This window comes from Pseudomonas lyxosi (genome assembly GCF_047758685.1).
GTDB lineage: Bacteria > Pseudomonadota > Gammaproteobacteria > Pseudomonadales > Pseudomonadaceae > Aquipseudomonas > Aquipseudomonas lyxosi.
In genome coordinates, this window is the sequence record NZ_CP180481.1 from 2,751,003 (window position 1) to 2,769,581 (window position 18,579).

An 18,579-nucleotide genomic window follows, 5' to 3' on the forward strand; every position below is an offset into this window, starting at 1 on the left:
CCGAGGTGCTCCATGGATATCATCGAAACGATTAAAGAGCAGATTGCTAACAACACCATTCTGCTTTACATGAAAGGCTCGCCGAATGCCCCGCAGTGTGGCTTCTCCGCGAAAGCCGCGCAGGCCGTGATGGCGTGTGGTGAAAAATTTGCTTACGTGGACATCCTGCAGAACCCGGAAATCCGCGCCAACCTGCCAAAATACGCCAACTGGCCAACCTTCCCGCAACTGTGGGTTGGCGGTGAGCTGGTCGGCGGTAGCGACATCATGACTGAAATGTCTGCTGATGGTTCGTTGCAGGCCACGATCAAAGCCGCTGTTGAAAAAGCGGCTGCTGGCAAGACCGAAGCCTGAAACCCGGGCATTAAAAAAGCCCCGCCTCTTCAAAAGAGCGCGGGGCTTTTTATTGTCTCGAATTTAGTGGGCGCTAACTTACTCTTCACCCATCTGCGATTGCAGATAGTTCTCAAGACCGACTTTATCGATCAGACCCAGTTGGGTTTCCAGCCAGTCGATATGTTCTTCTTCGGATTCAAGAATATCTTCAAGCAGTTCACGGCTACCAAAGTCGCCAACGGTTTCGCAATGAGCGATAGCGACTTTAAGGTCGGCATGGCCGGTTTTTTCGATACGCAGGTCGCACTCAAGCATTTCCTGGGTGTGTTCGCCAATCTGCAGCTTGCCCAAGTCCTGGACGTTCGGCAGGCCTTCAAGGAACAGAATGCGCTTGATCAGCTTGTCCGCGTGCTTCATCTCGTCGATGGATTCGTGGTATTCGTGCTTGCCGAGCTTGTTCAGGCCCCAATCTTCGTACATGCGTGCATGCAGGAAGTATTGATTGATCGCGACCAGTTCATTGGCAAGGATCTTGTTGAGATGCTGGATGACTGTAACGTCGCCTTTCATGATGGGGTCCTGCCCTAAGTAGCTGTCTATAAGGCTGAGTTTGAGCTGCGTAATTAACAGTGTCAAACCTAAGTTATTGAAACTTAAGTGAAAATTAATCGGAATAAGAATGTTTGTGTTCCGCGTCTAGAGCGTAAGCGATTGATTTTCAGACATAAAAAAACCGGACATCAAGTCCGGTTCTTTGAAATACGTTACTTACGCGGCAGTAAATTCTACAGGGTACGGAATCGCGGCCTGGGCCGATTGCAATTTGGTCAGGGTTTCGCGGACCACTTCCTTGGCAAGGCAGGCACATTTGCCGCATTGGCTGGCTACGCCGGTGGCCTGACGGACTTCCTTATAGCTGCAGCAACCTTCATAGATCGCTTCGCGGATTTGACCGTCGGTGACGCCAGTGCAGAGGCAAACATACATAAGTGAAAACCGTCGCTGGTTGTGACTCAATTGCGATGGATCTTAATGTTAACGAGAATGATTGTCAAAGTGGTTTCTGAAAGCTTTGATCGGGGCTGACGAACGGTTTCCTCTCGGCATCGATCACGAGGAAAATCCATCGACTGCATTTCCCCTGACAAAAAAACCGTTAAGGACAGGGCAAAAACGCAGTGTATGATGGCCGGTCCTTATGAAGCGGGTTCGTGTCACAGGGCTGTCGCCTGAAGGTGGCAGGCTGGCGCAAACCCGGAACTTCACGTTTTTACACCAGGAGATATCCAATGAGCGTACTCGTAGGCAAACAAGCCCCAGACTTCACCGTACCGGCCGTACTCGGCAATGGCGAAATCGTAGACAGCTTCACCCTGTCGTCGGCCATCAAAGGCAAATACGGCCTGGTGTTCTTCTACCCACTGGACTTCACCTTCGTTTGCCCGTCCGAGCTGATCGCTCTGGACAACCGCATGTCTGACTTCAAGGCACGCAACGTTGAAGTGATCGCCGTTTCGATCGACTCGCACTTCACCCACAACGCCTGGCGCAACACCCCGGTCAACAATGGTGGCATCGGCGAAGTTCGCTACACCATGGCTGCCGACCTGAAGCACGAAATCGCCAAGGCCTACGACGTTGAGTCCGAAGGCGGCGTGGCTTTCCGTGGCGCGTTCCTGATCGACGACAAAGGCGTTGTCCGTTCGCAGATCATCAACGACCTGCCGCTGGGCCGTAACATTGAAGAGCTGATCCGTCTGGTCGACGCTCTGCAATTCCACGAAGAGCACGGCGAAGTTTGCCCTGCCAACTGGAAAAAAGGCGACAAAGGCATGACCGCTTCGACCGAAGGCGTCGCGGCTTACCTGACCGAGAACGCTGCTGCGCTGTAAGGCACGTTTGAGGCATAAAAAAACCGGCCGTTGAGGCCGGTTTTTTTATGGGCGGGATAAATCCAACGATGGATCAGTCGTTGTAGTCTTCCCAACCGCCCATTTGTTTCCAGCGATTGACGATGCCGCAGAACAGCTCGGCGGTCTTCTCGGTGTCGTAGCGAGCCGAGTGGGCCTCACGACCGTCGAAGTCGATGTCGGCTGCCGAACAGGCCTTGGCCAGTACGGTTTGGCCGTAAGCCAGACCGGCCAGGGTCGCGGTATCGAAACTGGAGAACGGATGAAACGGGTTGCGCTTCATGTCCAGGCGCGCGACGGCGGCGTTGAGGAAACCCAGATCGAAGCTGCTGTTGTGCCCGACCAGGATCGCCCGTTTGCAACCGTTGGCTTTCAGGGCCTTGCGGATGCCGCGGAAGATGTCGGTCAGCGCTGTTTCTTCACTCACTGCCATGCGCAGCGGGTGATCGAGTTTGATCCCGGTAAATTCCAGAGCAGCCGCTTCGATGTTTGCGCCTTCAAAAGGCTCTACGCGAAAGAAGTAGGTGTGGTCGGGGTACACAAACCCTTTTTCGTCCATGCCGATGGTAGTTGCGGCAATTTCCAGCAAGGCGTCAGTGGCAGAGTTGAAACCACCGGTTTCAACGTCGACAACGACTGGCAGGTATCCACGGAAGCGCTCAGCCATCGGGTGGCGCGAACCACCTCCGCCGCCTTGACCGTCCTGTTCGTCGTCGAAATGGTCTTCACTCACGCGTGTTCCTCCAGCAGGCGCCAGCGCAGTTTTTCACCGGCGCGCAGCGGGATTACGGTCAGCTCGCCAAATGGCAGGCTGGTTGGGGCGGTCCACTCTTCGCGGACCAGGGTAATGCGATCGGTGTTCACCGGCAGGCCGTAGAAACGCGGGCCGTTCAGGCTGGCGAAGGCTTCGAGCTTGTCCAGCGCGTTGCGCTGTTCGAAGGCTTCGGCATACATCTCGATCGCTGCATAAGCGGTGTAGCAACCGGCACAGCCGCAAGCGGCTTCTTTGGCGTGCTGGGCATGGGGCGCCGAGTCGGTGCCGAGGAAGAACTTGTCGCTGCCGCTGGTGGCGGCGTCGAGCAGGGCTTCCTGATGGGTGTTGCGCTTGAGGATCGGCAGGCAATAGAAGTGCGGCCGAATCCCGCCCACCAGCATGTGGTTGCGGTTGTACAGCAGGTGATGCGCGGTGATGGTCGCGCCAACATTGGCCGAAGCCTCGTTGACGAACTGCACGGCGTCAGCGGTGGTGATGTGTTCGAACACCACTTTGAGCGTCGGGAAACGCTCGACGACACGACGCATGTGCTCATCGATGAAGATTTTTTCGCGATCGAACACGTCGACATCGCCACGGGTGACTTCACCGTGAACCAGCAAGGGCATCCCGACTTCGGCCATGGCCTCGAGTGCAGGGAAAATCTTGTCGATGCTGGTGACACCGGAGTCCGAGTTGGTGGTCGCGCCGGCCGGGTACAGCTTGGCGGCGTGAATGAAACCGCTGGCCTTGGCCTCGCGAATTTCTTCGGGCTGGGTGCGGTCGGTCAGGTACAGCACCATCAACGGTTCGAAGCGGCTGCCAGCCGGGCGTGCAGCGAGAATCCGCTGGCGATAGCCGTCGGCTTCAGCGGTGTTACGCACCGGAGGTACCAGGTTGGGCATGATGATGGCGCGACCAAAGGTGCGCGCGACATCCGCGACTGTATTGGGCAACACAGCACCATCGCGAAGATGAATATGCCAGTCGTCGGGACGCAGCAGGGTCAGGCGGTCGGACATGGGGGGATTCCAGGCGGGTCAAACTGAGGGGAATGCTACCGGAAAAGACTCTTCCAGGCACTCGCTATCAAGTTTTGCTGGAAGCTTCCGATATCCAACAGGTATGCCGTAAACATCTGTGTGTCGGTCTTTTTGTTGTAGAAACCAGTGGAGCCTCCCGTGCGCCAGCGTTATTTAGCCTTGCTCAGCGTGTTTGCCAGCCTTCCAGCGATGGCGCTCACTTTCCAGACCCGTCTGGAGAGCATCGAGTGGATGGTCGAAGGAGACAAGTTCGAGTGCCGCCTGAGTCAACCGATCACCGATTTTGGTTCGGGTGAGTTCGTGCGCCGCGCTGGCGAGCAAGCGACGTTTCGTCTGAAGGCCTATAACTCGATGATCGGCGGCGGTTCGGCCACCTTGCTGGCGGCGGCTGCACCCTGGCAGCCGGGACGTGGCGACATCAACCTCGGTTCTGTGCGAATCGGCAGCGGCAATGTGTTGTTCAACAGTTCGCAAGTTCAGGCCGGCCGCTTGATCAGTGGCCTGATGGATGGCCGCAGTCCGGTCGTTCGACATTACTCGGGCGATGGCCGGGTGTCGGAAGTGCGTCTGTTGCCAGTCAAGTTCAGCAAGGCCTTCAACGACTATCAGGGCTGCGTGGCGAAGCTGCTGCCGAAGAATTTCGAGCAGGTCAAACAATCGCAGATCGGCTTCCCCGGCGAAGGCATCGATCTCGACGCGCAGGCCAAGGCGCAATTACAAGTGATGCTGGAGTTCATGAAGGCCGACCCGACGGTCAACCACATCGAACTCGATGGCCACTCCGACAACAGCGGCAACCGCCTGACCAACCGTGACCTGTCGCGGCGTCGGGCCCTGGCAGTCATGGAGTTCTTCAAGGCCAACGGCATTCAGGAATCGCAGATCACCGTGCGCTTTCACGGCGAGCGTTATCCACTGGCGCCCAATACCAATTCCGCCAACCGGGCGAAGAACCGTCGGGTCAATGTGCACCTCGCGCGTGTTGCCCCCACCGAAACGCCGGCCCCTCAGGCCACTGCATCGGCGAGCGCCGCGTCGACCTCCTGAACCCGCTGTTATCGTCGCTCACTCGACATAATCTGTCGCTTCGTCGTCATAAGCTGTCGCGCCTCTGTAAATTATCCTGCATGAGCGGTAGACTTGACGGCTTTCCGTAGAACCCCGTGGAGTGATGGCATGGCGGACGTAAACAAGGTCGTTCTGGCGTATTCCGGCGGCCTGGACACTTCGGTGATCCTCAAGTGGCTGCAGGATACTTATAACTGTGAAGTCGTGACCTTCACCGCTGACCTGGGTCAGGGCGAAGAGGTCGAACCTGCACGCGCCAAGGCACAGGCCATGGGCGTGAAAGAGATCTACATCGACGACTTGCGCGAAGAATTCGTGCGCGATTTCGTTTTCCCGATGTTCCGCGCCAACACCGTTTACGAAGGCGAGTACCTGCTGGGTACTTCCATCGCTCGTCCGTTGATCGCCAAACGCCTGATCGAAATCGCCAACGAAACCGGTGCTGACGCCATTTCCCACGGCGCCACCGGCAAGGGCAACGACCAGGTTCGTTTCGAACTGGGCGCCTATGCCTTGAAGCCAGGCGTGAAAGTGATTGCTCCGTGGCGCGAATGGGACCTGCTCTCCCGTGAAAAGCTGATGGATTATGCTGAAAAGCACAACATCCCGATCGAGCGTCACGGCAAGAAAAAGTCCCCGTACTCGATGGATGCCAACCTGCTGCACATCTCCTATGAAGGCGGCGTGCTGGAAGACACCTGGACCGAGCACGAAGAAGACATGTGGAAATGGACCGTCTCCCCGGAGAAGGCTCCAGATAAAGCGCAATACCTGGAACTGACCTACCGCAACGGCGATATCGTCGCACTGGACGGCGTCGAAATGACCCCGGCTACCGTGCTGGCGACCCTGAACCGTATCGGCGGCGAACACGGTATCGGCCGTCTCGACATCGTCGAGAACCGTTACGTGGGCATGAAGTCCCGTGGCTGCTACGAAACCCCTGGCGGCACCATCATGCTGCGCGCTCACCGTGCGATCGAATCGATCACCCTCGACCGCGAAGTGGCTCACCTCAAAGACGAGCTGATGCCTAAATACGCCAACCTGATCTACACCGGTTACTGGTGGAGCCCTGAGCGTCTGATGCTGCAACAGATGATCGATGCATCCCAGGCCCACGTGAACGGCGTTGTGCGCCTGAAGCTGTACAAGGGCAATGTGATCGTCACCGGTCGCAAGTCCGACGAATCGTTGTTCGATGCCAACATCGCGACCTTCGAAGAAGATGGCGGCGCCTACAACCAGGCCGACGCGGCGGGCTTCATCAAGCTTAACGCCTTGCGCATGCGTATTGCAGCGAACAAAGGCCGGAAGCTTTTCTGAGATCTTTGAAGCCGTAGTGGAACGACGTTAATAGAGTTGTGGCCTTGTCGGTGACAAGGCCACAATTTTGAATAGGGGGGAATTTTCCTGCCGGACATCGTGTTATCAGCGCTCTTTTTGTATCTGTAATACCTTCCTTCTGTTTCCTCTCTCTGAATGCTCTTCAAGCGTTACCTGCTGCATGTCAGGTAAAAAGAGTGATCAAGAATCGTCAGACCGTGCGAGTTCAAATTGTAAGCAATGCAAAGCGTTGGTCCGCTGCGATTCTTTGCCTGTTTTGATTGCTTGCTTGCGCTTTCCTTCAGTAATGCCTCCGAATCGGTACAGGTGAGAAATACGATCACTTGTGCAGGGCTTCCCTGTGGGTGCCGGTTTTTTTCAATCCATGCACCGAATTCCATTTTTTTGTTTAGCCACTGCGCATCGACGATGTGCAGGTTTTTTAGCGGCTCTGCCAGGCAAACGTGCTGTAGAGCCGAGAGGCCCGTCTGGATACCTATCCGGACGGGAGGGTCCTTCAGGTTATCGGGCCGCTGACCGCGTTCAGCGTTGTCCATCACTTTTATAAAATGCTTTCCCTTGCCGAAATCGGATGGCGCGTACAGCGACCGGTAGTTGAAGTTGAGTGTGGCGAAGAAAAGAAAAAGCAAATAAAAAGGAAAACTGATCAGGAACCAGACATAGAGCTCCCGCTCCTTATTGTCGAGAAAGGGCAGTGAGACGGCGGCCGACGTTTCAGAAATAGCGGCAAATATTGCAATAACTGTCATGGGGTTGATGATTTTTTTCTTTAATTTGATCATGTTTTTTGCTCATTGGAATATTGTCTTTTCTCGGTTGATTGATGTTTTTGATTTTCGTTTTAATAATTAAGTGGTCGATGTTTGTGTTTGTGCGGTAGTCCTTTTTAATTTTGGGTTTCGAAGATTTTATAGTAACGGTATTGGGCGTGCTGCGGGTACCTCTGTTGTTGGGTTTTAGGGTGTGTTGGGTTGAGTTTGTTGTTGAAGTGTTGCCTGGTGTGATTTTTTATTACATCCTTGATGTGCGGTGTTTGTAGTATGGGGATTCAAGTGGTAAATATCAGTTACTTTTAAGGGTAGCTCAATAGTCGGTATTCGTTGGATCTCTTGCGACGAACCCTGTTATTTGGTTTTCTGGTTGTAAACAGAAACAAAAAAACTGCGAATAATCGAAATGTTTTCAGGTTGATAAAACGTTTACCCCCACGGTATTTTTGGGAATTTTGTAAGACAATTCTTTAATGTCTGTAGGGAATGTCTCTCGGTGTGGGTGGCCGAGGGGGGCGGCATGCCATGGGTGAAACGACTAGGCTATCGTGCGGGCTCTAAAAATTCGAACAGCGAAAATTGGACTTGCCCATGAATAAAGTGCTGATCGTGGATGATCACCCCGTCATTCGTCTTGCGGTACGTATGCTAATGGAGCGTCACGGCTACGAAGTTATTGCAGAGACAGATAATGGCGTGGATGCGTTGCAACTTGCCCGTGAGCATATGCCGGATATTGTCATCCTGGATATTGGAATACCGAAACTTGATGGGCTGGAAGTCATTGCGCGTCTGACATCGACAGCGATGCCCATGAAAGTACTGATATTAACTTCCCAGGCCCCTGGGCATTTTTCCATGCGTTGCATGCAATCCGGTGCCGCCGGGTATGTCTGCAAACAACAGGATCTCACGGAGTTGCTCAGTGCAATAAAGGCAGTATTGTCGGGCTACAGTTACTTTCCGAATCAAGCCTTGCATACCGTACGTTCCAGTTTGGGGAACGCCAGTGAAGCCGATATGGTGGATCGACTGTCGGGACGGGAGATGATGGTCTTGCAACAATTGGCCCGAGGCAAGACCAACAAGGAGATCGCCGATGGAATGTTCCTCAGCAATAAGACCGTTAGTACTTACAAGACTCGTCTGTTGTTGAAGCTCAATGCTCGCTCCCTGGTCGATCTGATCGAATTGGCTCAACGCAATGGTCTGGTGTGACTGTCTCAGCGTTTGACTTAGTAAAAAGCCTCCGTTTCGGGAGGCTTTTAGGTGTCACAGGTCAAAATCGTAATCGGCCAATTGCTTTTGCAGTCGGCGCTCCTCCAGCAGATTGTCGATGGTGCGGCGTTTGCTCAGGTTGGTCTTCGCCACTTCAACCACCGGTTCAGCATCATCTGCCTCAACAGGGGTGAAGTCGTCTTCTACGTCCAATTGCTCTTTGCCAGTGCTCATAGTGTTACTCCAGGCTAAGACTGCCTTTGGCGCTCCTTATATCGATAAACTCCCGGCGGGTAAAAAAGATTTTTTCAATCGATAAATCGAAAAACCAAATAGCGCCTCAATCGTCCGATGTCTTTTGCTTGTATTCGCACAAGTCTTCGATCCGGCAACTGCCGCAGCGAGGCTTGCGAGCAAGGCAAACGTAGCGTCCGTGGAGGATCAGCCAGTGATGGGAGTCGAGCAGATATTCCTTCGGCACGAACTTCATGAGTTTTTGTTCAACCTCGACCACATTTTTGCCAGGAGCTATGCCGGTGCGGTTGCTGACCCGGAAAATATGCGTGTCCACGGCCATGGTGAGCTGACGGAATGCGGTGTTGAGCACCACGTTGGCGGTTTTGCGGCCGACGCCGGGTAACGCTTCCAGCTCTTCACGGGTTTGCGGCACTTCGCCTCCATGACGCTCCATCAGCAAGCGACAGGTCTCGATCACGTTTTTCGCTTTGCTGTTAAACAGGCCGATGGTCTTGATGTATTCCGACAGTCCCTCGACACCCAAGGCATAAATTGCCGCCGGTGTATTGGCCACCGGGTAGAGCTTGGCGGTGGCCTTGTTGACGCCGACATCGGTCGACTGCGCCGAGAGAATCACGGAGATCAGTAATTCGAACGGCGAGGAGTAGGCCAGTTCGGTCTTCGGTTCCGGGTTGTCTTCGTGAAATCGGCGAAAAATTTCCAGACGTTTTGCGGCATTCATGAGCAATGCGTTTCCTTGAAGGCGGTCAGTGTGGGGGCGTCGAGCGGATCCAGGCCTGACGTGCGGCGAACAGCAGTCCCAGCAGAATGAATCCACCAGGGGCCAGGGTGGCCAGGCGCAAGCCACCGTCGGCGGTCAGTACCCAGCCTTGCCAGTCCGCTTGCGCAGTGCCAGCCAGCCATGGCAGATGGCTGCCGAATGTTCCACTGCCGATGAATTCGCGCAGCAAGCCAAGGCCCGCCATCAACGCGCCGAACAGGCCACACAGGCGCAGGCGATCACGCCAGGCGCTCTGGAGAAAACCGGTGTGTTCCAGCACAACGCATTGCAAGGCAATCAATCCTGCATAGAACCCCACATGTTGGTGCCATTGCAGCGACCAGACTTGCGCGGCGAGTTCCGTGCAGCTGGTCAGCGTGGCCGCCAGCAGGACGCTGGCAAGCAAATGTGTCGCCGGGACAAGTCGGGATCGCAACGCGCCCATGCTCACTCCAAAGGCACTGATCACCACGATGAACATCAGCCACAAGCCCAGGGCGGACACCAATGAGTCCGTGGCACCGATCAGCGGTGCAAGCATCAGTGAATTCTGCAGCGTCGATGACTTATTCATGAGCGCTGCTCCCGATCAACTGTTGCTGATGTTCGTCGAAGTAGCGCAACGCGTCATGGATGGCGTTGATGACCGCTCTCGAAGTAATGGTCGCGCCCGCCATTTGATCGAATTGCCCCTGATCTTTTTTCAAGGCCCAGCCATTGTCAGCGGGTTCGGTTCGGGACGTTCCGGAAAAAACCTGAAGCCAGGTATTGGGCCAGTCGGCGAGTCGACCGCCCAGCCCCGGTGTTTCCGATTGCTTGAGCGTTTTGACGCCCAGTACCTTGCCGTTTGCGCCGATGGCGATCAGCAATTCGATGGAACCCTCGTAGCCCAGGGTCTGGCTGCGCAGCAACACGGCGCTGGGTTGGCCAGTCTTGGTCGCCAGGTAGCCACCCAGCAGCGTGCTGTTGGCCAGCCCGGTATTTTCTAGGGCGAGTGGCTGTTCCAGCGGCTGATTGTCGTAGCTTTCAGCAGGGAGCAGGTCCAGCAGGTTACGACTGTCGATCAGGCGCTGTTCGGCCGCAATGCGCGGCGCGCTGGTGTGTTGCACGAGGTAAGTCGCACCAATCCCCAGGCCTGCCAGCACCACCAGGATCACAACGCTCGACGCTCGGCTCATGGCGCACCCCGTTCCAGTCTGGAGGCGGCAAACCGCTCCAGCGCCGGCACACAGAGGTTCATCAACAGCACGGCAAAGGCTACGCCGTCCGGATAACCACCCCAGGTACGAATCAGGTACGTCAGCAGCCCGACGCCCGCGCCGAACAGCAGTCGCGCGCCGGGGCTTTTTGCGCCGGACACCGGTTCCGTGACGATGAAGAATGCACCCAGCATGCTCGCGCCAGTGAGCAGATGAAACAGCGGCGTACCATGGGAGTCAGAGCCCGAGCCGTTCCAGCACAGCAGGCTGATGATGAACAGGCTGGCGAGCATGCCGACCGGCGCATGCCAACTGAACACCCGTCGTTGCAGCAGAAACGCGCCGCCCGCCAGAAAGGCCAGGTTGACCCATTCCATGCCTCGGCCGCCGAAATGACCGAACGCCGGGTTAGCGGCAAACAGTTCATCCATGGTCAGGCTTTTGTTGATCCGCAGGCTGTCCAGCGCCGTGGCCTGGACCCAGGCATCTGGCGTCTGCCCGAGGCTGAACCCGAACACCTGCTGCAAACCGCCGACCAGGTCCAGCCCATGGGATGACGGCCAGTGGGTCATCTGTTGGGGAAAGGTCACCAGCACCAGGGCGAAGCCCAACATTGCCGGGTTGAACGGATTCTTGCCAACGCCGCCATACAGGTGTTTGCCGAACACCATCGCGAACGCCGTGGCACAGACCGTCAGCCACCACGGGCAATAAGGCGGCAAGGCCAGAGCCAACAGCGTCGCGCTGACCAGCGCACTGCCGTCGCTCAAGGTCGGCTTGAGCGCAAGCTTGCGCAAGCGCAACACGGTCGCTTCAACGGCCAGTGCGGTAACACCCGTCAGAATCAGGTTGATCAACACGCCCCAGCCATACAGCCAGAAAAACACCAGCATTCCCGGCACGGTGGCCAGCAATACCAGCTTCATGGCCTGCTGAAGGCGCTCGTCGACCGATTCAAGGGGCGGCATAGGCATCCACCTGACGCTCGGCTTCATTCACCGCGAGTTCCAGGGCTTCGATCTGCTCAGTTGGCGCTTCGCTGGCTTGGGCTTTCTTGAGTTCGGCGCGGCGCATGGCCAACTGGATTTTTGCCCGATTCAGCTGCGCATTTTTCGCCGGAACTACGGGAGCCGCGGCTGGCGGTGCAGTACTTTCCAGTATCGCCAAAGCCTGTTCGGCAACCTCGAACTGCTGTTGCAGGACGATCAGTTGCGATTGCTGTTCGAAGGTCGGCGGATGCCCGAACGCCTTGAGTGACTTGTTCAGTTGCGCCCGACTCATCGCCAGATCGATCTTGGCCTTTTTCAGCGCCGCATCCGCGTTCGCTGCCTTCTGTGCACGGACTCGTTCAAGAGCGGCCTGAACCGGATCGAGCGTCGCCACTTCACTGTGTTGGACGGCGCGCTGGGCGCGGGCCTGACGTTCGGCGATTTTCTGTTCTTCTTCGCGATGCAGACGAGCGTTGCGCTGTTCGAATCGGCGTCGTGCGTGATCGCGCTTAGCCTTCCGGGCGCGTTGTTCCTCAAGGCTGAATGCCAGGCCGCCGACAATCGGCAGCACGGTGTTCAGCGGCAACGGCCGCATCTCGATGCAATCCACCGGGCAGGGCGCTACGCACAGGTCGCAACCGGTGCATTCATCGACGATTACCGTATGCATCAATTTCGCCGCGCCGACAATGGCATCCACCGGGCAGGCCTGGATGCACTTGGTGCAGCCAATACACTCCGCTTCACGAATGTAGGCGATCTGCGCCGGGGCCGAACCACGACTGACGTCCAGTTCCAGCACCGGCACTTTCAACAGATCGGCCAGGGCCGCGATGGTCTCGCTGCCGCCCGGCGGACATTTGTTGATCGGTTCGCCGCTGGCAATGCCTTCGGCGTACGGTTTGCATCCGGGGTGGCCGCACTTGCCGCATTGGGTCTGCGGCAAGAGGGCGTCGATGCGTTGAATCAGACTCATGTTTTGATCAGTCCGCTGAATCCGAGAAAGGCCACTGCAATCAGTCCGGCGCCGATCAGGTCGATCGGCAGGCCGCGAAAGGGCAGGGGGATATCATTTTCGATTGTGCGTTGGCGCAAGTCGCTGAACAGGCTCAGTACCAGCCAGAAACCCAGGCCGGCACCCAGGCTCAGGGCCAGGGCGTGGAAGAAGCCTTTGTCGTCCTGAGCGTTGAGCAGCGTCAAGCCAAGTACGCCGGCGTTGCCCAGCAGCAGGGGCCAGAGGCCATCGAACGCAAGCTTTGGAAGTAACCGGGAAAGCACTTTCAGCAGCGGGCCAATCAGCAGAACGCTTAATGGCAGGAAGACGAAAAGGCGCAGCGACGTCAGCTCCAGTGGGACCAGCAACCAACGGTAGGCCGAGTAGCCCAGCGTGCCGACGATCAGCATCAAGCAAGCCGTCGCAAGGCCCAGCGCGTGGACCTGCCGGTGCTCGTTGCCCAACAGCGGATCGACGCCCAGCGGCCAGTGCAACATGAGGTTGTTGATCAGGGCAGTGCTGATAAGCGTAACAAGCAGTTCGGTCATGATCGTGCCGGAAAGAGCAGGCCTGTGTAACAAGGTTAGGCATTATCCGGCAAGGACGGAGGGTGGGCCAGACATGAAAATCCCACAGTCGCGCCAGGCACGACTGTGGGATCGGTTTACTGCAGAACCTTACTTGATGCGCTGACCTGGCTTGGCGCCGCTGTCAGGGCTGAGCAGGTAGATTTCTTCACCGCCAGGGCCGGCCGCCATCACCATGCCTTCGGAGACACCGAACTTCATTTTCCGTGGCTTGAGGTTGGCGATCATCATGGTCAGACGACCATTGAGCTTGGACGGGTCCGGATAAGCGCTCTTGATCCCGGAGAACACGTTGCGTTGCTCGTCACCGATGTCCAGGGTCAGGCGCAGCAGTTTGTCGGCACCTTCCACGTGTTCGGCCTTGAGGATCAGGGCGACGCGCAGATCGACAGCGGCAAACGCATCGAACTCGATTTCCGGCGACAGCGGATCCTTGGCCAGTTCGCCATTGCCGGCAGGTGCAGCGTCGCCGGTGTCGGTAGCGCTGGCGGTCAGGTCTTCTTTCGAGGCGTCGCTCATGGCTTGCACTTTTACCGGGTCGATACGGGTCATCAACGGTTTGAACTCGTTCAGCTGATGGTTGCTGAGCAAGGTGGCGTGGTCGTTCCAGGTCAGCGGCGCGACGTTGAGGAACGCCTCGGCGTCGGCGGCCAGCAACGGCAGCACCGGCTTGAGGAAGATCACCAGCTGGCGGAACAGGTTCACGCCCAAGGCGCAGATGGCCTGGACTTCGTCCTGCTTGCCTTCCTGTTTGTTCAGCGACCACGGCGCCTTGTCGGCGATCCAGGCATTGGCACGGTCGGCCAGGCCCATGATCTCGCGCATGGCACGGGCGAAGTCGCGAGCCTCGTAGGCTTCGGCGATGCTCGGCTCTGCAGCCAGGAACGCTTCTGTCAGTTCCGGCGCGGCATTACCCGCCACCAGTACACCGGCGTTGCCTTTGTGGATGAAACCGGCGCAACGGCTGGCGATGTTGACGACTTTGCCAACCAGGTCGGAGTTGACCTTCTGCACGAAGTCTTCGAGGTTCAGGTCCAGGTCATCGACGCCACGGCTCAGCTTCGCCGCGTAGTAGTAACGCAGGTATTCCGGCGACAGGTGGTCGAGATAGGTCCGGGCCTTGATGAAGGTACCGCGGGATTTGGACATTTTCTGACCGTTGACGGTCAGGTAGCCGTGCACGTTGATGCCGGTCGGTTTACGGAAACCGGCGCCTTCGAGCATGGCTGGCCAGAACAGGGCGTGGAAGTTGACGATGTCCTTGCCGATGAAATGGTACAGCTCGGCGGTGGAGTTCTTACCCCAGAACGCGTCGAAATCAAGTGTAGGCGTGCGGTCGCAAAGGTTCTTGAAGCTGGCCATGTAGCCGATCGGCGCGTCCAGCCAGACATAGAAATACTTGCCTGGCTCGTCAGGGATTTCGAAACCGAAGTACGGCGCATCGCGGGAGATGTCCCACTGTTGCAGGCCGGCGTCCAGCCATTCGGCGATCTTGTTCGCCACGGCCTCTTGCAGGGTGCCGCTGCGGGTCCAGGCTTGCAGCATTTCCTGGAAGTCCGGCAGCTTGAAGAAGAAGTGCTGGGAATCCTTGAGCACCGGAGTGGCGCCAGAGATAGCCGACTTCGGATCCTTCAGGTCGGTCGGCGCGTAGGTCGCACCGCATTTTTCGCAGTTGTCGCCGTACTGGTCTTCGGTGCCGCACTTCGGGCAGGTACCCTTGATGAAGCGGTCGGCCAGGAACATTTTCTTTTCCGGGTCGAAGTACTGAGTGATCGAACGCTGGGCGATGTGCCCGGCGTCGCGCAGCTTCAGGTAGATCTGGCTCGACAGCTCACGGTTTTCTTCGGCGTGAGTGGAGTGGAAGTTGTCGAAGTCCACCAGGAACTCGGCAAAGTCGGCGCTGTGTTCAGCCTGGACGTTGGCGATCAGTTGTTCCGGGGTGATGCCTTCCTTTTCCGCGCGCAGCATGATGGCCGAACCGTGGGCGTCGTCGGCGCAGACATAAATGCATTGATTGCCGCGGTGCTTCTGGAAGCGCACCCACATATCGGTCTGGATATATTCCAGCATGTGGCCAAGATGGATCGAACCATTGGCATAGGGCAGGGCGCTGGTGACGAGGATCTTGCGTGGCTCGGACATGGGGCTCGGCTACTTGATGAAACGGAGGTCGGCCACTATAAAGCGCCGGCGCATATTTTTCACCCCCGCGACCCGTATCCACGGTCCATGTAGCAGCTGGCGAAGCCTGCGTTCGGCTGCGCAGCAGTCGTGAATCCGGGCAACTCGAACTACCTGAAACACCGCGGTGTCTGGTTTTACGACTGCTGCGCAGCCGAACGCAGGCTTCGCCAGCTGCTACAGGTTGCGATCAGCCACAGGAAATTTGTCACATCCTGAAAGCATGCCGTCCACGCCGGAGAACAGGTACGATACCCGCCTGATTTTCCAGTCTTGCTATCGGAGTTGCCCATGAGCGCCGTCAATCGCGCAGCGGTGGAAGCCGTCCTTCGCCAATACACCGACCCTTACCTGAACCAGGACCCGGTCAGCGCCGGGTGCGTACGCGGCATCGACATTCAGGGGGATCGCGTCAGCGTCCAGCTTGAGCTGGGTTACGCCGCCGGCCTGTTCAAGAGTGGCTGGGCGCAGTTGCTGCAAATGGCCATTGAAGGGCTGGACGGCGTGACCATCGCGCGCGTCGAGATCACCAGTGTCATTGCCGCGCACAAGGCTCAAGCGCAGATCCCGGGGCTGGCCAACGTCAAGAACGTGGTGGCCGTGGCGTCCGGCAAGGGCGGTGTGGGCAAATCAACCACCGCCGCCAACCTGGCCCTGGCCCTGGCCCGCGAAGGCGCCAAGGTCGGGATTCTCGACGCGGACATTTACGGACCGAGCCAGGGCATCATGTTCGGCATCCCTGAAGGCACCCGACCGAAGGTCAAGGATCAGAAGTGGTTTATTCCGATCGAGTCCCACGGTGTCGAAGTCATGTCCATGGCGTTCCTGACCGATGACAACACGCCGATGGTCTGGCGCGGGCCGATGGTTTCCGGTGCCTTGTTGCAACTCGTCACTCAAACCGCCTGGGGCGACCTGGATTACCTGGTCATCGACATGCCGCCAGGCACCGGCGACATCCAGCTGACCCTGGCGCAGAAAGTCCCGGTGGCCGGCGCTGTGATCGTTACAACGCCGCAAGATCTGGCATTGCTGGACGCGCGCAAGGGCGTGGAAATGTTCCGCAAGGTCAACATTCCAGTGCTGGGTGTGGTGGAAAACATGGCCGTGCACATCTGCTCCAACTGCGGACATGCCGAGCATCTGTTCGGTGAGGGTGGTGGTGTGAAGCTGGCCAGCCAGTACGGCGTCGAGCTGCTGGCTTCGTTGCCGCTGGCGATGGCCATCCGCGAACAGGCCGATGGCGGCAAGCCAACGGTGATCGCCGAGCCTGACAGCCCGATTGCGATGGTTTACCAGGAACTGGCTCGCCATGTCGGCGCGCGGATCGTGTTGCAGGAAGCGGTATCGCCAGCGATGCCGAATATCACGATCAGCGACGATTGATTCGCTGAAAAAGATCGCAGCCTCGCTTCGCTCGACAACTCCTACATGGATTGGGTTGCACCTGTAGGAGCTGTCGAGCGAAGCGAGGCTGCGATCTTTTGATCTTCCTTTAAATCCGCAACCCGCCATCCAACTCCATGATCCGACCGGTGTAGTAGTCGTTTTCGAAAATGTACGCCGCCGAATGGGCGATCTCTTCAGGCGTGCCCATGCGCTTGAGCGGAATCACGGACGTTATCTTCTCCAGCGCCTCAGGCTTCATGCTCAGCGTCATTTCGGTTTCGATAAAGCCCGGTGCAATGGCTGCCACGCGAATACCATAGCGTGCCAATTCCTTGGCCCAGGTCACGGTCGCCGCGGCGACACCGGCCTTGGCGGCGGAGTAGTTGGTCTGGCCGGCGTTGCCGGCGCGGGAGATCGACGAGATATTAATGATCGCGCCGCTGTTGTTCAGCTCGATCATTTTGGCCGCGACTTCACGGGTGCACAGGAATACGCCGGTCAGGTTGACGTCGATGACCGACTGCCACTGGGTCAGGCTCATCTTGGTCATCTCGCCGTCCTTGACCTTGATCAGCAGACCGTCGCGCAGAATCCCGGCGTTGTTGATCAGGCCATGGATCGCCCCGAAGTCCTCGGCAACCTGGGCGACCATGTGGGTCACTTGCTCTTCATTGGCGACGTTGCACAGGTAGGCGCGGGCTTCGACTCCCTTCGCCTTGCAAGCGGCGACGGTGTCGTCAAGCTTTTCCTGGTTCAGGTCCACCAGCGCGAGCTTCGCGCCTTTACCGGCGAAATACTCGGCCATGGAACGGCCTAAACCCTGGCAACCGCCAGTGATAATGATTACTTTGTCAGTGAGTTGCATTCGCATGCCCCAATAGCAGATCAGAGGAGTGGTTTCCTTTTAGAGAGTAGCCTCTCGATCTGCACCTGATGCGGCCTGGCTGCACATGAGAGCTGCCCCCGATGGCGTACTGGAACCTATCCCCAGGCGCCTGTCCGTTTTTTTGACGGATTCTATATAAGGAGTCATAAATTGAGCGTTGAAGCGGCCAAGAATGCCCGAGAATTGCTTCTCAAGGAATACCGTGGAGTGCTCTCGACACACTCCAAGGCGATGCCCGGTTTCCCGTTTGGCTCCGTGGTTCCGTACTGTCTGGACGAACAGGGCTGGCCGCTGATCCTTATCAGCCGCATCGCCCAGCACACCCACAACCTGCAGAAAGATCCAAAATGCTCACTGTTTGTGGGCGAGCGCGGGGCTGAAGATGTGCAAGCCGTTGGTCGCCTGACCTACCTCGCCGAAGCGGAAAAGCTCGGGGACGAGTCAGCCATCGAAGCGGCGGCTGAGCGTTACTACCGCTATTTCCCGGATTCGCAGAGCTACCACAAGGCCCACGATTTCGATTTCTGGGTGCTCAAACCGGTACGTCACCGTTACATCGGCGGCTTCGGTGCGATTCACTGGGTCGATCAGTTAACGCTGGCCAACCCGTTCGCCGGAAAAGCCGAAGCGAGCATGGTCGAGCACATGAATGCCGATCACGCCAAAGCCATCGCCCACTACGTCGAACTGGCGGGCCTGCCGAAAACCGAGCCGGCGCAACTGGCGGGTATCGACACCGAAGGCATGCACCTGCGAATTGGCCAGGGGCTCTATTGGTTGCCGTTTCAAGCGCCATGTAATACGCCGACACAAGTGCGCGAAGCCTTGGTTTTCCTGGCTCACGCCGAACATTGGCCGAAAAATGAAGTGGCCGACGCTTGAATTCACGA

General features: G+C 57.4%; 21 protein-coding genes. 7 read left to right on the top strand and 14 right to left on the bottom strand.

Annotated features, from left to right (window positions below):
• The first annotated feature begins 12 nt into the window (after positions 1 to 12).
• Complete coding sequence (gene grxD, locus ACMXYI_RS12655; protein ID WP_046047090.1) at positions 13 to 354, top strand: Grx4 family monothiol glutaredoxin; 342 nt, start codon at positions 13 to 15, stop codon at positions 352 to 354.
• A 78-nt stretch (positions 355 to 432) separates the two neighbouring features.
• Here grxD and bfr read toward each other — a convergent pair whose 3' ends face one another.
• Both bfr and ACMXYI_RS12665 read right to left on the bottom strand, forming a co-directional pair.
• The gene (gene bfr, locus ACMXYI_RS12660; protein ID WP_415773454.1) at positions 433 to 906 is read right to left on the bottom strand and encodes a bacterioferritin; all 474 of its coding nucleotides are present in this window, start codon (positions 904 to 906) and stop codon (positions 433 to 435) included.
• A 198-nt stretch (positions 907 to 1,104) separates the two neighbouring features.
• Positions 1,105 to 1,323 carry a bacterioferritin-associated ferredoxin gene (locus ACMXYI_RS12665; protein ID WP_008155585.1) on the bottom strand — a complete coding sequence of 73 codons (219 nt, stop codon included), beginning with the start codon at positions 1,321 to 1,323 and terminating at the stop codon, positions 1,105 to 1,107.
• Between the two features lie 302 nt (positions 1,324 to 1,625).
• Between ACMXYI_RS12665 and ACMXYI_RS12670 the strand changes: the two genes are divergently transcribed.
• Positions 1,626 to 2,228 (top strand): peroxiredoxin, encoded by a 603-nt coding sequence (locus ACMXYI_RS12670; RefSeq protein ID WP_064679479.1) that lies wholly within the window; start codon positions 1,626 to 1,628, stop codon positions 2,226 to 2,228.
• A gap of 73 nt (positions 2,229 to 2,301) precedes the next feature.
• Here ACMXYI_RS12670 and rnt read toward each other — a convergent pair whose 3' ends face one another.
• Entirely contained in the window at positions 2,302 to 2,979 is a 678-nt protein-coding gene (rnt, locus tag ACMXYI_RS12675) for a ribonuclease T (RefSeq protein WP_415773455.1), read from the bottom strand.
• Positions 2,976 to 4,022 carry a dihydroorotase gene (gene pyrC, locus ACMXYI_RS12680; RefSeq protein WP_033057474.1) on the bottom strand — a complete coding sequence of 349 codons (1,047 nt, stop codon included), beginning with the start codon at positions 4,020 to 4,022 and terminating at the stop codon, positions 2,976 to 2,978. Before pyrC ends, rnt begins: the two co-directional genes overlap by 4 nt.
• A gap of 159 nt (positions 4,023 to 4,181) precedes the next feature.
• Between pyrC and ACMXYI_RS12685 the strand changes: the two genes are divergently transcribed.
• Together ACMXYI_RS12685 and ACMXYI_RS12690 are read left to right on the top strand one after the other, a co-directional pair.
• The gene (locus tag ACMXYI_RS12685; protein ID WP_415773456.1) at positions 4,182 to 5,090 is read left to right on the top strand and encodes a flagellar protein MotY; all 909 of its coding nucleotides are present in this window, start codon (positions 4,182 to 4,184) and stop codon (positions 5,088 to 5,090) included.
• A 129-nt stretch (positions 5,091 to 5,219) separates the two neighbouring features.
• Entirely contained in the window at positions 5,220 to 6,437 is a 1,218-nt protein-coding gene (locus tag ACMXYI_RS12690) for an argininosuccinate synthase (RefSeq protein WP_415773458.1), read from the top strand.
• Positions 6,438 to 6,607: 170 nt separating this feature from the next.
• On the opposite strand, the gene ACMXYI_RS12695 is transcribed toward ACMXYI_RS12690, so the two are convergent.
• Complete coding sequence (locus ACMXYI_RS12695; protein WP_415773459.1) at positions 6,608 to 7,240, bottom strand: hypothetical protein; 633 nt, start codon at positions 7,238 to 7,240, stop codon at positions 6,608 to 6,610.
• A 579-nt stretch (positions 7,241 to 7,819) separates the two neighbouring features.
• Here ACMXYI_RS12695 and ACMXYI_RS12700 point away from each other — a divergent pair.
• Complete coding sequence (locus ACMXYI_RS12700; protein WP_008155570.1) at positions 7,820 to 8,446, top strand: response regulator transcription factor; 627 nt, start codon at positions 7,820 to 7,822, stop codon at positions 8,444 to 8,446.
• 54 nt (positions 8,447 to 8,500) lie between these two features.
• Here ACMXYI_RS12700 and ACMXYI_RS12705 read toward each other — a convergent pair whose 3' ends face one another.
• From ACMXYI_RS12705 to metG, 8 genes are all read right to left on the bottom strand, one after another.
• Positions 8,501 to 8,680, bottom strand: coding sequence for a PA3496 family putative envelope integrity protein (locus ACMXYI_RS12705; protein WP_007898493.1), 180 nt, complete (start codon positions 8,678 to 8,680; stop codon positions 8,501 to 8,503).
• Between the two features lie 106 nt (positions 8,681 to 8,786).
• Positions 8,787 to 9,425, bottom strand: coding sequence for an endonuclease III (gene nth, locus ACMXYI_RS12710; protein ID WP_008155568.1), 639 nt, complete (start codon positions 9,423 to 9,425; stop codon positions 8,787 to 8,789).
• 25 nt (positions 9,426 to 9,450) lie between these two features.
• Entirely contained in the window at positions 9,451 to 10,038 is a 588-nt protein-coding gene (locus ACMXYI_RS12715) for an Rnf-Nqr domain containing protein (protein ID WP_415773460.1), read from the bottom strand.
• Positions 10,031 to 10,642, bottom strand: coding sequence for an RnfABCDGE type electron transport complex subunit G (locus ACMXYI_RS12720; RefSeq protein ID WP_415773461.1), 612 nt, complete (start codon positions 10,640 to 10,642; stop codon positions 10,031 to 10,033). The genes ACMXYI_RS12715 and ACMXYI_RS12720 overlap by 8 nt, the downstream gene beginning before the upstream one ends.
• On the bottom strand, positions 10,639 to 11,631 hold the full coding sequence (locus ACMXYI_RS12725; RefSeq protein ID WP_415773462.1) for an RnfABCDGE type electron transport complex subunit D: 993 nt from the start codon (positions 11,629 to 11,631) through the stop codon (positions 10,639 to 10,641). Before ACMXYI_RS12725 ends, ACMXYI_RS12720 begins: the two co-directional genes overlap by 4 nt.
• Positions 11,618 to 12,628 carry an electron transport complex subunit RsxB gene (rsxB, locus tag ACMXYI_RS12730; RefSeq protein ID WP_415773463.1) on the bottom strand — a complete coding sequence of 337 codons (1,011 nt, stop codon included), beginning with the start codon at positions 12,626 to 12,628 and terminating at the stop codon, positions 11,618 to 11,620. The genes ACMXYI_RS12725 and rsxB overlap by 14 nt, the downstream gene beginning before the upstream one ends.
• Complete coding sequence (locus ACMXYI_RS12735) at positions 12,625 to 13,194, bottom strand: electron transport complex protein RnfA (protein WP_415773464.1); 570 nt, start codon at positions 13,192 to 13,194, stop codon at positions 12,625 to 12,627. The genes rsxB and ACMXYI_RS12735 overlap by 4 nt, the downstream gene beginning before the upstream one ends.
• A 129-nt stretch (positions 13,195 to 13,323) precedes the next feature.
• Positions 13,324 to 15,375 carry a methionine--tRNA ligase gene (metG, locus tag ACMXYI_RS12740; protein ID WP_415773465.1) on the bottom strand — a complete coding sequence of 684 codons (2,052 nt, stop codon included), beginning with the start codon at positions 15,373 to 15,375 and terminating at the stop codon, positions 13,324 to 13,326.
• A 330-nt stretch (positions 15,376 to 15,705) separates the two neighbouring features.
• Between metG and apbC the strand changes: the two genes are divergently transcribed.
• Positions 15,706 to 16,800 carry an iron-sulfur cluster carrier protein ApbC gene (apbC, locus tag ACMXYI_RS12745; RefSeq protein ID WP_415773467.1) on the top strand — a complete coding sequence of 365 codons (1,095 nt, stop codon included), beginning with the start codon at positions 15,706 to 15,708 and terminating at the stop codon, positions 16,798 to 16,800.
• A 109-nt stretch (positions 16,801 to 16,909) separates the two neighbouring features.
• On the opposite strand, the gene ACMXYI_RS12750 is transcribed toward apbC, so the two are convergent.
• The gene (locus ACMXYI_RS12750) at positions 16,910 to 17,668 is read right to left on the bottom strand and encodes an SDR family oxidoreductase (RefSeq protein ID WP_415773468.1); all 759 of its coding nucleotides are present in this window, start codon (positions 17,666 to 17,668) and stop codon (positions 16,910 to 16,912) included.
• 171 nt (positions 17,669 to 17,839) lie between these two features.
• On the opposite strand from ACMXYI_RS12750, the gene ACMXYI_RS12755 reads away from it, so the two are divergent.
• Positions 17,840 to 18,571 carry a HugZ family protein gene (locus ACMXYI_RS12755; RefSeq protein WP_415773469.1) on the top strand — a complete coding sequence of 244 codons (732 nt, stop codon included), beginning with the start codon at positions 17,840 to 17,842 and terminating at the stop codon, positions 18,569 to 18,571.
• The last annotated feature ends 8 nt before the right edge of the window (positions 18,572 to 18,579 follow it).

Coding starts and splice junctions, on each gene's coding strand:
- grxD (WP_046047090.1), top strand. CDS start 13: ATGGATATCATCGAAACGATTAAAGAGCAGATTGCTAACAACACCATT.
- bfr (WP_415773454.1), bottom strand. CDS start 906: ATGAAAGGCGACGTTACAGTCATCCAGCATCTCAACAAGATCCTTGCC.
- ACMXYI_RS12665 (WP_008155585.1), bottom strand. CDS start 1,323: ATGTATGTTTGCCTCTGCACTGGCGTCACCGACGGTCAAATCCGCGAA.
- ACMXYI_RS12670 (WP_064679479.1), top strand. CDS start 1,626: ATGAGCGTACTCGTAGGCAAACAAGCCCCAGACTTCACCGTACCGGCC.
- pyrC (WP_033057474.1), bottom strand. CDS start 4,022: ATGTCCGACCGCCTGACCCTGCTGCGTCCCGACGACTGGCATATTCAT.
- ACMXYI_RS12690 (WP_415773458.1), top strand. CDS start 5,220: ATGGCGGACGTAAACAAGGTCGTTCTGGCGTATTCCGGCGGCCTGGAC.
- ACMXYI_RS12695 (WP_415773459.1), bottom strand. CDS start 7,240: ATGATCAAATTAAAGAAAAAAATCATCAACCCCATGACAGTTATTGCA.
- ACMXYI_RS12700 (WP_008155570.1), top strand. CDS start 7,820: ATGAATAAAGTGCTGATCGTGGATGATCACCCCGTCATTCGTCTTGCG.
- ACMXYI_RS12705 (WP_007898493.1), bottom strand. CDS start 8,680: ATGAGCACTGGCAAAGAGCAATTGGACGTAGAAGACGACTTCACCCCT.
- nth (WP_008155568.1), bottom strand. CDS start 9,425: ATGAATGCCGCAAAACGTCTGGAAATTTTTCGCCGATTTCACGAAGAC.
- ACMXYI_RS12715 (WP_415773460.1), bottom strand. CDS start 10,038: ATGAATAAGTCATCGACGCTGCAGAATTCACTGATGCTTGCACCGCTG.
- ACMXYI_RS12720 (WP_415773461.1), bottom strand. CDS start 10,642: ATGAGCCGAGCGTCGAGCGTTGTGATCCTGGTGGTGCTGGCAGGCCTG.
- ACMXYI_RS12725 (WP_415773462.1), bottom strand. CDS start 11,631: ATGCCGCCCCTTGAATCGGTCGACGAGCGCCTTCAGCAGGCCATGAAG.
- rsxB (WP_415773463.1), bottom strand. CDS start 12,628: ATGAGTCTGATTCAACGCATCGACGCCCTCTTGCCGCAGACCCAATGC.
- ACMXYI_RS12735 (WP_415773464.1), bottom strand. CDS start 13,194: ATGACCGAACTGCTTGTTACGCTTATCAGCACTGCCCTGATCAACAAC.
- metG (WP_415773465.1), bottom strand. CDS start 15,375: ATGTCCGAGCCACGCAAGATCCTCGTCACCAGCGCCCTGCCCTATGCC.
- apbC (WP_415773467.1), top strand. CDS start 15,706: ATGAGCGCCGTCAATCGCGCAGCGGTGGAAGCCGTCCTTCGCCAATAC.
- ACMXYI_RS12750 (WP_415773468.1), bottom strand. CDS start 17,668: ATGCAACTCACTGACAAAGTAATCATTATCACTGGCGGTTGCCAGGGT.